Here is a 14,294-nt window from a genome sequence, read left to right as displayed (position 1 = left end):
ACTGGTGCAACGGCAGATGCTCCAACAGGAAGCGCGCCCGACATGTATGAACAGTTTTTCGGACTTTCGGAAAAACCGTTTTCGATTCAGCCCGACCCGTCTTTTCTTTATTGGGGCCGGACGCACAGGCTTGCCTATGCGATGCTTGAATATGGCGTGCTTAATCACGCAGGCATCTCGGTCGTAACCGGAGAGGTCGGCTGCGGGAAGACAACGCTTATTCACCGCCTCCTTGATCAGCTTTCCGACAGCCATACAGTTGCGCTTTTATCGAACGTTCAGGCTGGACGCGGCGATCTCTTGAGCTGGGTGCTGATGTCCTTCGGGCAGCCCTTTGACGACAGCTCGCATGTGGGTTTGTTCGCGCAATTACAGAATTTTTTCATCGGTGAGTATTCGAAAGGAAAGCGTATCGTTCTCATCATTGATGAGGCGCAGAATCTTTCCATAGATATGCTCGAAGAGCTGCGGCTGTTGTCGAACATAAACGCGGGCAAAGATCAGCTTCTGCAGTTGATCCTTGTCGGGCAGCCGCAATTGAAGGACGTTTTAAACAAGCCGGAACTGTTGCAGCTTACGCAAAGGGTCGGTTCTGATTTTCACCTGACGCCGCTCAGCCGGGATGAAGTGCAAGCTTATATTGAAACGCGACTGTCTATCGCTGGCTGTCGGCGGCGCGTATTCACCGAACGTGCTCTCGACCTTATCGCTGCGCAATCCCGCGGCGTGCCTCGCGTCATAAACGTCATTGCTGATACGGCGCTTGTTTACGCTTTTTCCGCTGAGGATTTAGTTGTGGGCGTTGAAACGATCCGCAACGTTATCCGAGATAAAAAAGCTTATGGCGTATTCGGGATTGCTTCGGATGATGCGAGCGCGCCGCCGATACCGTCTGCTTCAAAACAGGGGCCCGACGCGTTTGTTGAAGAAGATGAGGCGCCAAAAAAAAGAGTCGTGACTGAGCGTGAACGAACGCCAGAGCCCAGAGCCACTGAATTTGAGCGGGTGCGAGAGACGGCGGTTAAAACGAAAGCTGACATTGAGCCGCAAATAAAACCTGCCGCCGCCGTGGCGCCCCCGCCTGTCCAGCATTCAGCTCCAACGACTGCAACTGCTGTCAAAACAGAAGCTGCGCCGCGTAACGCGCCGGAACCGGTGCGTAAAGAAACGCCGTCGGCTGTCACAGGTGCAGTGATTGTCAGCGCAGATCCGAAAGTGTCTCCCGAAGCGACCATACGTTCCATCGCGGACGGTCGTGCTGTTGTTTTCGCGCCGCTTGTCGCCATGCCTGACGCTGCCGCGGCGGCAAATAAGGCTGGCGCGACGATTGTGGAGAATGCCGGAAAAGGATTGCAGACAGGCGGTAGAGCGCGCAACGCCGGGTACAGGCAGCTGAAAAAAATTGCCCCCCATCTTAAATATGTGCAGTTTCTTGACGCAGGCGTCGTCCTCGACCCTGACTGGATACCCGCGGGGGAAAAATTTCTTGAGCGTCGTCCAGAAGTCGCCGTGATCGAAGGTGCAGTACGTGATCATCATGGTCGCCGCCGGGAGTTCACAACAGTCCAGGAGCAAAAGCAAAACGAAGCGCCTGGTGAAATTGCGATGACATCAACTGGCGCAGCGTTGGTCCGCGCTTCTGCTTTTGAAGCTGCGGGCGGCTTTCGCGGCGACCTTATTGCTCGCGACATGGAAGATCTTTGCATTCGGCAACGAAGACGCGGCGCGCATATCTGGCGTATCGAAGAAGAAATGTCGGTGGAGGAAACGCGACGCCCCACGATCGGTCGTTGGTGGCGCCGAAGCCGACAACGCGGTTTCGACAATGCATACGCTATGTCGTTGCATGGCGGGCCGCCAGAACGACACGGTGTCGGCGCAACGGTTCAGGCGGTTGTTTGGGGCTGTGTCTTTCCGTTAACTGTCGCAGCGGGCGCCGGGCTTGCCGCACTGGTGGTTCCAATGTTCTCACCTATGACATTGCCGGGAATGGCTGCAGGCGGTGTGGCTGCCGTCGGGTTGGCGGTATATCTGCTGCAATATTTCGCCAGTATCTTTCGGCGTGGCCTTTTCAAGCCAGCTTCCTGGCGTCGCGGGTTTTACGCCGTTTTTGGGCGATTTCCGGAATTTTTCGGCGCCATGCGCTACTGGTTAGGCGGCGAACGGCCTTAAGGCAAAAGCGACATGGGTTTGCTACTGATCATAATCGCCGTTCTAGTGGCGACGGCGGCGTTATTTCTCGCCGCTTTTCTGCTGGCCGAAGTGATCGCGTCTTTGTTCGTGCAAAGCAATCGGGAAATTGATGAGGAAGCGGGCGCCATCGCCGTCATCATGCCTGCTCATAATGAAGCCAATACGATCAGCGCATCGATTGAGAATATCAAATCGAGCCTGCGGGCAAGTGACCGGCTCATCGTTGTTGCGGATAATTGCGAAGATAATACTGCTGAAGTCGCAATGAAGCATGACGCGGAGGTGCTGGTCCGTGACGAGCCTGATAAACGCGGCAAGGGCTATGCACTGCAATACGCTGTCGATGTGTTGCGCGCTGCACCCCCGGCGGTTGCTGTTTTTGCAGATGCGGACTGTCTGTTCGAAGAGGGCGCGTTGCAGCGTATAAGTTCTCGCGCATCAGCCGCGCAACGGCCCGTGCAGGCTCTTTATTTGATGAAAGCGCCAATTGGAGCCAGTCCCCGATTGCAAGTTGCTGCATTTGCTTGGGTCTTCATCAATCTTGTTCGCATGAGCGGTCTGCAAAAGATGTTCGACCTGACCCGCTTTACGGGGTCAGGTTTTGCTGCGCCCTGGCGTGACGTTGAGCAGGTTGAGTTTGCTTCAGGAGAGATAGTCGAGGATCTCGCGCTTACCTTTCAGTTTGTTCGCAATGGCGCCGCGCCGTTGCTAGCGCGAGAGGCTGTAGTCACAAGCGAGTTTCCGGAAAACGAAGAGGCGCTTGCCCGCCAGAACGCGCGATGGTCGCTTGGTTCACTTCGTTATTCCGCAAGGTCTTTCCTGTCGCTTGTTGCCGAAGGAATAAAAGGTGCAAATATCCGCATGATTGGCGCGGCGGTGGATTTGTTAATTCCGCCACTGACGGTCTTCATCGTTCTGTTGCTCTTGATTTGGCTTTACTGTCTCGGCATCTGGCTGATCACAGGATTTTCCGCCGCCGCCGTGCTTGCTTTTTGGAGCATCATCCTGACGGGCCTATCCGTCCTGATCGGCTGGATCGCCTTTGGCCGCGAGACGTTGCCGCCGTCCGCTCTTGGCGGTGCAATCGGGTTTTTGGCTTCAAAGCTGCGCGTGTTTGGCGCGGAAGGGCGAAAGAGCGCCGAGCAATGGACGCCAACACGCAATAAAGATGATGCGGAGCCGGGCGCGTGAATGAACCGTCTTCACATGTTGGAATTGTTGCAATCGGACGCAACGAAGGCGACCGTTTCAAGCGGTGCCTGTTATCTCTTAAGCAAGAGAGTGAACGAATTGTTTACGTTGATTCCGGTTCGACGGACGACAGTGTTAAGTTCGCGCGCAATAACGGCGCTCATGTGGTTGTCTTAGATAAGGACAAAGCTTTTACCGCCGCGCGAGCACGCAATGCTGGGTTTGCTGCTTTGCAGGAGCAGTGGCCGGACACGGAAAATGTGTTTTTTATCGATGGCGATTGCGAACTGGTTGTCGGCTTCGTCGAGGCTGCCATTTCCCAATTGATGAGCGACCGAGCCATAGGCGTTGTGACAGGCCGCTGTCGCGAGCGCCGTCCAGATGCAACCATATATAATCGTCTGTGCGAGATCGAATGGCGAGGGCCGGTTGGCGATATCAAAGCATGCGGCGGGATTTTTGTAACGCGGGCGCACGCTTTTCAGACCGTGGATGGATTTCGTGAAAACATCATCGCTGCAGAAGACGATGATTTTTGTATTCGCATCAGGTCAGCCGGCTTGCGCATTGTCCGGATCGATCAGGATATGTGCCTTCACGACGCTGACATCAGAAAGTTTGGACAATGGTGGCGGCGAATGGAGCGTGCGGGGCACGCATTCGCTCAGTTGGGAGAGCTGCATGACGGGTATTTCCGGTCGGAGCGGCTACGGTCATTGGGATGGGGAGGCGTTCTGCCGGCAGTGAGCTTGCTCAGTACGCCATTCACTAACGGCCTCAGCCTGTTTTTGCTTCTTCTTTACCCGCTGTCGCTAGCTAGAACGCGCACCGGATTGATCAAGCGCGGCGTAGCGCCGGCTCATGCCACGCTCGGTGCATTTTTTTTAACACTAGCAAAGGTTCCAAATTTTATTGGTATGTTGAAATACAAATGGAAAAAACGAACAGCAAGCAGCATCGGGATCGTTGAATATAAATGACAAAGTCAACGATCAGAGTTGGATTGCTCGGCGCCGGGTATATTTCAAGCTGGCATGCGGATGCGATAAAACGCACCCGTAATGTTGAACTTGTAGCTGTTTGCGATCTTTCAAAGGGCGCCGCCCAAAGCATTGCTGACCGCTACGGCGCGCCGCATGTTTTTACTTCGCTTGAGGCTATGCTGAATGCGAAGGTCGTCGATTGCATCCATGTGCTGACGCCGCCGAACTTGCATGCCGATGCTGCGGAAAAAATCATTAGCGCGGGCGTTTCGGCGTTTATTGAAAAACCGTTTGCGTTGACATCGCAAGAATGCCGCCGGTTAGAACAGCTTGCCGATCAGAACGGTGTCAAAGTCGGCGTAAACCATAACTTTCTGATGCTGCCGTCTTATGACCGGCTGAAAACAGACCTTGAAAGCAGGCTGATCGGTCCCGTCGATACGTTCGAAGCGAACTGGCAATTTCCCCTGGCGCCGTTGCGATCTGGACCGTTCAATCTCTGGATGTTACGTGAGCCGGAAAACCTGTTGTTCGAGCTTGGGCCGCATTTATTTTCATTCGTTGCCGACCTCTTCGGCGAGCTGAAGGAGATTCAGGTCGCATTTCGAAACCCAATTACGCTTCCGGGAGGGGTTACGCATTTCCAAAGCTGGAGGGTAAGCGGGATTGCAGGCAACACGTCGGTGACTTTAAACCTTTCACTTGTGGAAGGCGCAGATAACCGCAGCGTACGTCTCCGCGGGCTTGGCGCCTTGGCGGAGTATAATTTTGCAGAAGATACATACCGTCGTGAAATGGCGCCTTCAGGCGATATCGTCATCGGCCCATTAAGCCGCCAACTTTCCCTGGCCAGTCAGTCGATCAGCGCCGGTGCCGGAAATGCAATCCGCCAATTGAAATCCTTGAACGGCCTAGCGCCATACGGTTTGTCGATTCAGCGCGCAGTTGATCGATTTTATGCCGTTTTTACAGATAACGCACCCATGGATCAGCGATTGTCAGCAGGGCTTGGAGCCAAGACAATTGCGATGATTGAAGATACGCTCGCTGCGGCGCGGCCTAAACTTGTTGCGCCGAAAAAAAATGAGACTGAAGCGCCGCCGCGAAATGGAAAAACGATTCTTGTAATCGGCGGCACAGGTTTTATCGGTCGTGCGCTGGTCAACGTCTTGTTTAGAAAAGGCTACGAAGTCTGTGTCTTGTCCCGTGGGTCGGGCGGCGGCATGGGGCGTGATGACGGTCGCATTTCTATTGTTACTGGCGATCTGAAATCTGATGAGGATTTATGCACTGCGATGCAAGGCGTTGACGGCGTATTTCATTTAGCCAAGGCGACGGAAAACTCCTGGGACGGGTATCTTGAAAATGATGTGAAAGTAACAAGGCGCATCGGTGAAGCATGCATAGCTGTTGGAGTTCAGCGTCTTGTTTATACCGGTACAATCGATTCATACGACGCGTCCCGGAGCGATAGACCGATCAACGAAGCAACGTCCTTTGACCACGACCTTGAACGCCGCAATCTTTACGCGCGCTCTAAGGCCAAGTGTGAAGTAGAACTCAAAAAACTAGAACGAGAGAAAAACCTTCCATTGGTGATAGCCCGGCCAGGCATTGTGATTGGCGAAGGCGGTCCGCTGCAGCATTGGGGCATCGCCATGTGGCGCGACGCCACCACCTGCAAGTTATGGGGCGACGGGGACAATATGATGCCCTTTGTTCTGGTGGACGATGTGGCTGACGGCCTCGTTTTGGCATACGAACATGAAAACGCAGTTGGTGAGTCATTCAATTTGATCGGTGATCCGATGTTGTCTTCGCGAGACTATTTTGATGCGATCAGTGAAGCCAATGGCGTTACAATACGTGCGCGGCCGACTCCTATTTGGACGTATTTTGTTGTCGATATATTCAAGTATGTGCTGAAGCGATATCTTGCTAAGAAGCAAGGACTTACAAAGCCGAGCTATCGCGACTGGAAATCACGGGCGCAGTTGTCGCCCTATCAAAATGAGAAAGCGAAAACAGTTCTCGGTTGGCGTCCGGAAGAAGATGAGGCGGTGTTCATACGCCGTGGCATAGCGGCTGCAAACCTGTTTGGCATTACGAATGATAATAGCGAAAAATGATCTTAATTTTCCATTTACTATGTTTTTAAAGAGCCTGTTAGGCTGGGCTTTAGTCACGGTAAATTTTCACACAAAGGCCGTCATTAATACGCCGTAAGGTAGGCGGAATTCTACACGTCTTCGTCCAGTTAGGAACAATTCTAACAACGCATTCAATCCTGCGTTTCCCGTAATCGCATATCTTTCCCGTTATCGCGCCGGGGCGGCGCATTAGTATTGAGTACAGGCGCGGGAAAGCTATGCGTTCGGGTTCTGATGTTTCGACCAGTTATTCTTCCCTTGATCTTCGCGACATTTTGCACGCTTCGGAAGCGGGGCTTTTGAAAACGCCGGAAAAACCTGGCAAGCGATCGCGGCGACGTTCAGTCAAAAAAACCATGACGCAAGCGAGTATGATTGCGCCCTTGCTTGCTGCTGAAGGGTGTTTGACGATTGGCGGCGGTGAGGGGCCTCTCGCCAGCGCCCCTGGAAATGGCGGTCCCGCAAACGGCGGCGATGAACCAGCTCAAGGAGGTGTGACGCCGCCGCCAGCCGCGGTGACGGCCGTGCAGGCTGAGGATGATCCGAATTTTACAGCAAGTACGAGTGAAATGGTTCACATTGCTGTTGACGATTTGCTTGCAAATGATGCCCGTGCGCCAGGCACCACAATTGAATTGGTGAGAGTTTTTGGCGCCCAGCACGGAACAGTCATGTTGCATGATGGCGTAATCCATTTCACGCCTCATGACGGCCATGAGGGCTTAGCGACGTTCCAATACGAAGTTCGCGACAGCAACGGCAACAGAAGTCGGGCGGAAGTTGAGATCCACGTTGGAGACCACCAACAGCAGGGCGGAGGTCATGAAGATTCCGGCCATGGCGGCGGACACGGTGGCCATGGCGGTCATGCGCACCCGGACGATCCTGCAAAAGCTACCGAACACATGGCGGTTCTTAACCTTGTGCCCGTTTCGGATGCGACACACGTTGCCGTAAAAAACGGCTCCTGGTTTGATCCATCGACCTGGGCAGGTGGCGAAGTGCCGGCGGAGGGCGCGCAAGTTCTTATTCCTGAGGGCATTGAAGTCGCCTATGACGGACAAAGCGCCGTTTCGCTATTCACTGTGCGCGTCGATGGTTCTCTCGATTTTGCTACCGATGCGAATACGTTCATGGAAGTGGACACGCTTGTTGTCGCGCCGGGCGGTAAAATGACTATCGGCACAGTCGACAATCCGGTAGCAGCGGATGTCGAAACAATAATTCAAATTGCGGATAATGGCCCGATAGACACTTCATGGGATCCCATGCTGTTCTCGCGTGGCGTCATCAGCCATGGTGATGTTCAAATTCACGGCGCCGAGAAAACATCGTTCCTTAAAGTTGCTTCTGATCCCATGGCGGGCGATACTTCGCTCAGTTTGGAAAGTCCGCCAGATGGGTGGAAGGTCGGCGACAAGCTTGTACTGACGGGCACGCATTTGACTGAAGCTGACACTGGCGACTGGGGCGAGCCACACCCGGACACTTCCCAGGACGAAGAGTTGGTCATCACCCGTATCGACGGCAATGTCATCCATTTTGATCGGCCGCTTCAGTATGATCATGAGGGACCGCGCGCCGACCTGAAGGCCTATGTTGCGAACTATTCCCGCAACGTCCAGATCCTGACGGAAAATGCTGACGGCGTGCCGGTGCATCAGCGCGGCCATGTGATGTTTATGCATTCCGATGACATTGATGTGCGTTATGCGGAGTTCTTTGAACTTGGGCGCACAGACAAGTCGGAACGCGCTTTTGATGTTGCTGACCTGAACAGCGTCGATGCGGATTCCAATATTAAAGCCCGTTATTCACTGCACCTGCACCGTGCAGGCGTGTCCGAACTGGATGATCCAGCGATGATTGTCGGCAACGCCGTTTGGGGATCGCCAGGCTGGGGTTATGTGCATCATGATTCAAACGCGATTATGACCGATAACGCGGCCTATGACGTATTTGGTGCAGCGTTCGTGGCTGAGACAGGGAATGAAACGGGTCGCTGGTCTCATAACATTTCGATTAAGTCCATTGGCGTGCGCAATAGCGCGAAACAACAAGAAGATGTCTTGGCGTTTGATCTCGGCCGTACGGGGGCAGGCTTCTGGTTTCAGGGACGTCTTGTCGATGCAATAGACAATGTTGCGGCTGGCGTACCGGGCGGCCACGGGTTTGTGTACATGTCACGGGGGAACGACGTTATTCCCGTTGACCCAGCGACAGCGGACTGGTCCGAATCGCTTCGTTATGTGGATGAAGCCTTCATCAACTATCCGGCTATCTCACAGTTTCAGAACAACGAAGCATTTGCAGTCGGGATCGGGCTGGAGGTCGTGAAGGCGGGTGCGGAACAGGCGCATGACGTGCGCTCAGTCATAGAAGGATTTACCGGGTGGGAGGTTCGTACAGGCATCCACCTGCAATACACGGCGCACTATACGCTCAAAGGCATTGACCTTCTCGCTACGGATCAGTCGGCGGGTGCGGACACGCCATGGCGTGGTATCGAATACGGGCCGAACTCCATCGACAATGTCATAAATGGCGCAAGCATTGTCGGGTTCCCGACAGGCGTCCATCTGGCAAAGACGGAAACCAACCTGAACTTTCCTTTTGACGGGAACTGGGGCTACGTCTTCATTGATGTTGATGTTCAAGGCGCGACTACAAACTTCGCCAATCTTGATGCACGCGATACGTTCATGACCGAGGGTGACCTGACCGCTGGCAGGCTTCTGTTCGACTCGGATATTGATAACATTCCCGTTGCGCCGACACCTGAATCGAGAGGCTATCTCGACTTGACCGGCTGGAAAACAGATTCGATTGGCGATGCTCGGGTTTCGCCAACGTGGGATCCCATCAGGTTTGACTACTTCACTATCCAGGGCGCCATTATGGAAGAAGGGTACTGGACCCTGCCGGATGGACGCAAAGTCACCGTGATCGATCAGTATTTCGCCGACCGCGCCACGGGTGTCGTGGACAAGGTCAGCGTGTTCGTGGAGTGGGAGCGTAATTTCAGCGATTTCCCTGAACCGCCGCGCTATAACGGGGTTCTCGATCTCGACAGCCAGGCGCCTGTTGCGCGCGCAGATTTCGCAACCGTTGAAGAAGGCGGTTATGTCGACATTGATGTTTTGGCTAATGACTATGATCCGGACGGTGACGAAATCAATATTGACGGCATTTGCCCGCCTGATAACGGCGCTGTGTTCGTCAATGATGACGGCACCTTACGGTACCTCGCAGACCCGAATTTTACAGGCGAGGACAAGTTCATGTATTGGGTAGAGGACGAGCACGGCAACTTCACCAAGAATGTCGTCACCGTGACCGTCGATATCTAATTGGCGCGACTCCACTCGTCTAAAACAGTCGCGTCTGTTTCATGATGTGCCTTCGACCGGAGTTCGTTAAGCCGAGTCGGCGATAGTTGCGACAACGCCCATATGGCGGCGCCCCGTACAATTGGGCTTTCGTCTTCCAGCAATGTCTCTGCTGCATTGATCAGCCGCTCATCGCCGGAATTGCCGATCGCGATCAATACGTTTCGAATAAAACGGTCGCGGCCTGTGCGTTTGATTGGCGAACCTGAAAAGAATGCTCTGAAAGCGGCATCGTCAAGTATCGCGAGTTCACTCAACGCAGGCTCCCGTAATTCCTCCCGTGCATGCAGAGCGGTTTCTTTTGCATCCGAGGCGAATTTATTCCAGGGGCACACGGCAAGGCAGTCATCACAACCATAAATGCGATTGCCCATGGCCTTGCGGAACTCGTGCGGGATCGGGCCAGGGTGCTCGATCGTCAGATAAGAAATGCATCGCTGCGCATCGAGCTGGTAAGGCGCTGGAAATGCGTCAGTAGGGCAGATATCGAGACAATTGCTGCACGAACCGCAATGATCCGTCTCGGGCGAGTCGCGGTCCAACTTTAATGTTGTGAAAATCGCACCGAGGAACAACCAGGATCCAAACTCGCGTGAGACAAGATTGGTGTGTTTGCCCTGCCAGCCAAGTCCGGCGCGGGCGGCAAGCGGTTTTTCCATCACCGGCGCCGTATCCACAAAAACTTTGACCTCTACATTGTGATCTTCGGCGATCTGTCGGGCAAGCCGTTTCAGTTTCTTCTTGATCAAGTCGTGATAGTCGCGGTTTTGCGCGTAGACAGAAATAACGCCATTCGATTTTTGTTGTAGCACTTCAAGAGGATCATGACCGGGACCATAATTAAGACCCAGCATGATGACGCTCTGCGCATCGGGCCATAATGATTGCGGGTGGGTACGCTGCTCGGCGCGGTTTTCAAGCCACTCCATTGTTCCATGGCGTCCGAGCTCCAGAAACCGCATAAGGCGTTCACGCACGGTACCGGGCAAATCCGCATTTGAAAAACCTACACAGTCAAACCCAATTTCAGCGGCGGACTGTTTAATGCGTTGTTTTGGGTCAGTCTCTATTCGAGCCATTAAAAATCAGGATCGTCATAGTGCGAGGGGGGCGGAATACCATCGAGGCGATCACGCAGCACTGGCCGCATAGCAGGGCGCGATTTCATCCGCGCATACCATTCCTTGACCCCTGGAAATTTCTCCCACGGAACAAGGTCGAGATAATCAAGGCAGGAAAATTGCGCCGCCGCCGCAATATCCGCGACCGTATAGCGCTCGCCCGCAAACCAAGTACGTTGCTCAAGCAAAAAGGCGCAGTAGTCCAGGTGCCACACAAGGCAGTCAGCACCAATTTTCAACCTCTCGTAATCCGGCTGTCCGCGGCGCATGAGGCGTCTGTTGATACGCTCACGGACTGTATTGCCGGTGACCTCAACGTCAAATTTGTCCATGAACCATTGCGTGACCCGGCGTGTTTCAGCCCGTGCAGCCGAGGTGGAAGGCATCAACGACTCATTGGGATAGGCGTCTTCCAAGTATTCGATGATGACTGTGGTTGGGCAGATGGCGAGTTCGCCGCCTGTTGGCGGTTCGTCCATGAGAACAGGTATGGTTAGCGCAGGGTTAACAGATGCAAGGGCGCCGTCCTCATCATCCCATGGACGTTTTTCGATCGCCTGCGCCGGCAATCCCTTTTCAGCAAGCACGATCCGTATCAGCCGTGAGGCCGGATCGAGCGGCATGTGGAAGAGCGTTCTCATATGACCCAATAAATACCAGCGCACGGCCCGAGGCAAAGCGCGATTTTCCACGGTCCTAGGGGATTTTCGCGTTTAAGGCGAGTGATCGGCAAAAAACTTGCAACGTGAGGCCTGAGCGGCGCGTGTCGTCGCAATCTAGGGTTAACGCAAGGTCAGGGTAGTATCAGATGAGTACGTCGCACGCTCCTTACGATGAACCAATTCCCGAAGTTGCTTGGCGGAATGAAGCGCCGCGTGCCCGCGCTGCGGCCATGGTGATCTTTTCCTGGCGAGAGCCTGGCTGGTCTTTTCTGTGGGCAATTGCAGCAGCTTTGCTTTTCGCTGCAGCCGCTGTCTTTTCACCGGCGTTGTTAAGCCTCACGCCAACGGTCGATATGATTGCGCCGATTGCGGAAGCACGAGCTGTTCTTGCAGGCGAGGCCAAGCTGGTTGAACACGATACGCCGTTTTTCCTGATGCTTTTGATGGGCGCTGACATTTTCGTCGATGCGCCAGGACGCGTGCATCTGATCGCAAAAGCGCTCGGTGCAGTTCTCGTTCTTTATCCGCTTGCCTATCTTTGCGCTTCGCGTTTTCCAGCGGTTTTCAGTGCTTCCGTTACGGGCGCTTTAGCGGCTTACGCGGCGGCGCCATTTTCCGGGCCTGCCGAACTTGGATTGGCGATATTTCTGGTCAGTATTTTGTCCTTTGTTTCCGTTTCTGCGGACGAGTCAAAAGGGCGCGCCTGGTTTGAGGGGGCGCTGGGCGGCAGCGGACTGATCGCCCTGTGGATGATGAATCCTGTTTTTGCTCTTGTCGGTTTTGCTGCTCTGGCGGCATGCCCGTTTTTGACTGGCCGTTTCGGTCTCCAGCGTTACGCGGCAGCATTTGCCGTCTTCGTTCTTCTGGCGATCGCTATCGAAATCATGGCGCCAGGCATGAACGCCGCACGCGCCGGCGCCGCTTCTGACGTTTTGAACATGAAAGACGTTGTCACTGGCGGGGAAAGCGCGCTGGGGCTGGGAGGCGCGGCCTATGGGGCGCTATTGGTGATTTTCTCGGCCATGATTTTTGGAGGGCGCGCGCACCGCCGAAACTGGGCGGCCGCCCTTGGTTTGATGATCGCGGGACTGGTGGCGGCCCGCATTGCCGGCGCAAACGCTTTGCCCGTTTTTGCTTTGGCGGCGGGGCTCGCCTGTTTCTCCGTGGCGTCGCCTTTTTACGACGGGTTGTTCCGCGATCATGATCGCGCCAGCGTGGCGACAGCGCTGACGGCTGCAGGGCTCACTTTGTTCTGGACGCTTGCCATCGCCGTTCACGCCATGGGTCAATTCTCGCTTCAGTATAGCGCCGCAAAAAATGCGCCCGAGGACATACGCACCGAACTGGCGCTTGTGCAGCCCGGTGGTCCAACAATCGCGAAATGGGTTGAAGAGGGCCGTTTCTCGACGCCCGAAGCGCGTGATTTTTTTGCTCTCACGCCAGTGGATCAATCTGCGATGCTGTTGGAAGCGGCGAGCCGGGCGCGCACGCTTGCCGAACAGGGGTTGGATGTCGCGTTTCTGACCGGTGCTGATACAGCGTGTGTGATCACGACGAAGCGCGATTGTCATGCTGATGGTCCTGCCGCGGCGAGCAACGCCAATGTCGTCTTTGTACCGCGTCTTGATATGGATCCGAAAACCGCCGCGGCGAAGGGGCGTTCCGAAGCGTTGCTTTATACAGAGTTCAAAATGGTGGAACGCACGGCATTGTGGGATATCTGGGTCAGACGCGATTTGCAGTCGCAATCCAACCTGTTTCCCACGGCAGACGCTTCGCTTTACCGCTAACCCGGAATTCGCCCCCAGGCGATAAAATGCGGGTTGTCATAGCCTCGCGCCGATTTGCCATAGGCTAGCGGTTCGCCATGGGGATGAGTAAGCACACTACCCCCTGCGGCTTCCAAAACCGCCTGACCGGCGCCGGTGTCCCACTCCATGGTGCGTCCGAAACGAGGATAAACATCTGCCTTGCCTTCCGCCAAAAGGCAGAATTTTAAAGATGAACCAGCAGCGGTAAAATCAGCCACATTGAGCGTTTTCAAATATTCATCCGTCTCACGCGAACGGTGCGAGCGGCTTGCGACCGCGATTAATCCGTCTGATGGAGTCGTACGGACATTAATGGTACTCCGCTTGCCAAGAGCGCCGTTTTCATCAACCAAAGCTTTCCATGCGCCTTCTCTTCCACCTGCATAGACAATATTCGATGCGGGCGCATAGACGACGCCGTAAATGGCTCTGCCATTTTCAATGAGCGCGATATTGACGGTAAACTCACCCGTGCGGTTGATGAACTCACGCGTGCCGTCAAGCGGATCAACAAGGAAAAAAAGATTGCCCAGATCGTCAGGCGCGTTCCCTTCAGATGCGCTTTCCTCCGCGAGAATGGGGATGGAAGGCGCGAAACTCTTAAGGCCCTTCAGAATGATCTCTTCGCCAAGGCGGTCCGCCTGCGTAACAGGCGACTTGTCTTCTTTTATGTCTGCTGTGAATTCGGTGTTGTAAATTTCAAGCGCGGCCGCACCGGCTTCCAGCGCATAGCCTGAGAGCGCCTGTGCGAGATCTTCATCGGAAGGTGAAATCTTGGTCATGTGGTCCGGATG

At 54.5% G+C, this 14,294-nt stretch carries 9 protein-coding genes; 6 read left to right on the top strand and 3 right to left on the bottom strand.

Going from position 1 to position 14,294, the window contains the following annotated elements:
- Window positions 1-42 precede the first annotated feature (42 nt).
- From PUV54_RS02710 to PUV54_RS02690, 5 genes are all read left to right on the top strand, one after another.
- Window positions 43-2,172, top strand: coding sequence for an AAA family ATPase (locus tag PUV54_RS02710; protein ID WP_274493990.1), 2,130 nt, complete (start codon window positions 43-45; stop codon window positions 2,170-2,172).
- A 12-nt stretch (window positions 2,173-2,184) separates the two neighbouring features.
- Complete coding sequence (locus PUV54_RS02705; RefSeq protein ID WP_274493989.1) at window positions 2,185-3,384, top strand: glycosyltransferase family 2 protein; 1,200 nt, start codon at window positions 2,185-2,187, stop codon at window positions 3,382-3,384.
- On the top strand, window positions 3,381-4,364 hold the full coding sequence (locus PUV54_RS02700; protein WP_274493988.1) for a glycosyltransferase family 2 protein: 984 nt from the start codon (window positions 3,381-3,383) through the stop codon (window positions 4,362-4,364). The genes PUV54_RS02705 and PUV54_RS02700 overlap by 4 nt, the downstream gene beginning before the upstream one ends.
- Window positions 4,361-6,496 (top strand): NAD-dependent epimerase/dehydratase family protein, encoded by a 2,136-nt coding sequence (locus tag PUV54_RS02695; protein WP_274493987.1) that lies wholly within the window; start codon window positions 4,361-4,363, stop codon window positions 6,494-6,496. Before PUV54_RS02700 ends, PUV54_RS02695 begins: the two co-directional genes overlap by 4 nt.
- Window positions 6,497-6,735: 239 nt before the next feature.
- The gene (locus tag PUV54_RS02690; RefSeq protein ID WP_274493986.1) at window positions 6,736-9,867 is read left to right on the top strand and encodes an Ig-like domain-containing protein; all 3,132 of its coding nucleotides are present in this window, start codon (window positions 6,736-6,738) and stop codon (window positions 9,865-9,867) included.
- On the opposite strand, the gene queG is transcribed toward PUV54_RS02690, so the two are convergent.
- Complete coding sequence (queG, locus tag PUV54_RS02685) at window positions 9,864-10,985, bottom strand: tRNA epoxyqueuosine(34) reductase QueG (RefSeq protein WP_274493985.1); 1,122 nt, start codon at window positions 10,983-10,985, stop codon at window positions 9,864-9,866. The genes PUV54_RS02690 and queG overlap by 4 nt on opposite strands.
- Window positions 10,985-11,668: a glutathione S-transferase family protein gene (locus PUV54_RS02680; RefSeq protein WP_274493983.1), complete on the bottom strand. Its 684-nt coding sequence runs from the start codon at window positions 11,666-11,668 to the stop codon at window positions 10,985-10,987. Before PUV54_RS02680 ends, queG begins: the two co-directional genes overlap by 1 nt.
- Before the next feature lie 167 nt (window positions 11,669-11,835).
- Between PUV54_RS02680 and PUV54_RS02675 the strand changes: the two genes are divergently transcribed.
- The gene (locus PUV54_RS02675) at window positions 11,836-13,479 is read left to right on the top strand and encodes a hypothetical protein (RefSeq protein ID WP_274493982.1); all 1,644 of its coding nucleotides are present in this window, start codon (window positions 11,836-11,838) and stop codon (window positions 13,477-13,479) included.
- Here PUV54_RS02675 and cysQ read toward each other — a convergent pair.
- Entirely contained in the window at window positions 13,476-14,282 is an 807-nt protein-coding gene (gene cysQ, locus PUV54_RS02670; protein WP_274493981.1) for a 3'(2'),5'-bisphosphate nucleotidase CysQ, read from the bottom strand. The two genes, PUV54_RS02675 and cysQ, sit on opposite strands and share 4 nt — an antisense overlap.
- Window positions 14,283-14,294 lie beyond the last annotated feature (12 nt).

It is taken from the genome of Hyphococcus flavus (genome assembly GCF_028748065.1).
In the GTDB taxonomy this organism is placed as follows: Bacteria; Pseudomonadota; Alphaproteobacteria; order Caulobacterales; family Parvularculaceae; genus Hyphococcus; species Hyphococcus flavus.
This window is presented reverse-complemented; position numbering and strand designations above follow the sequence as displayed.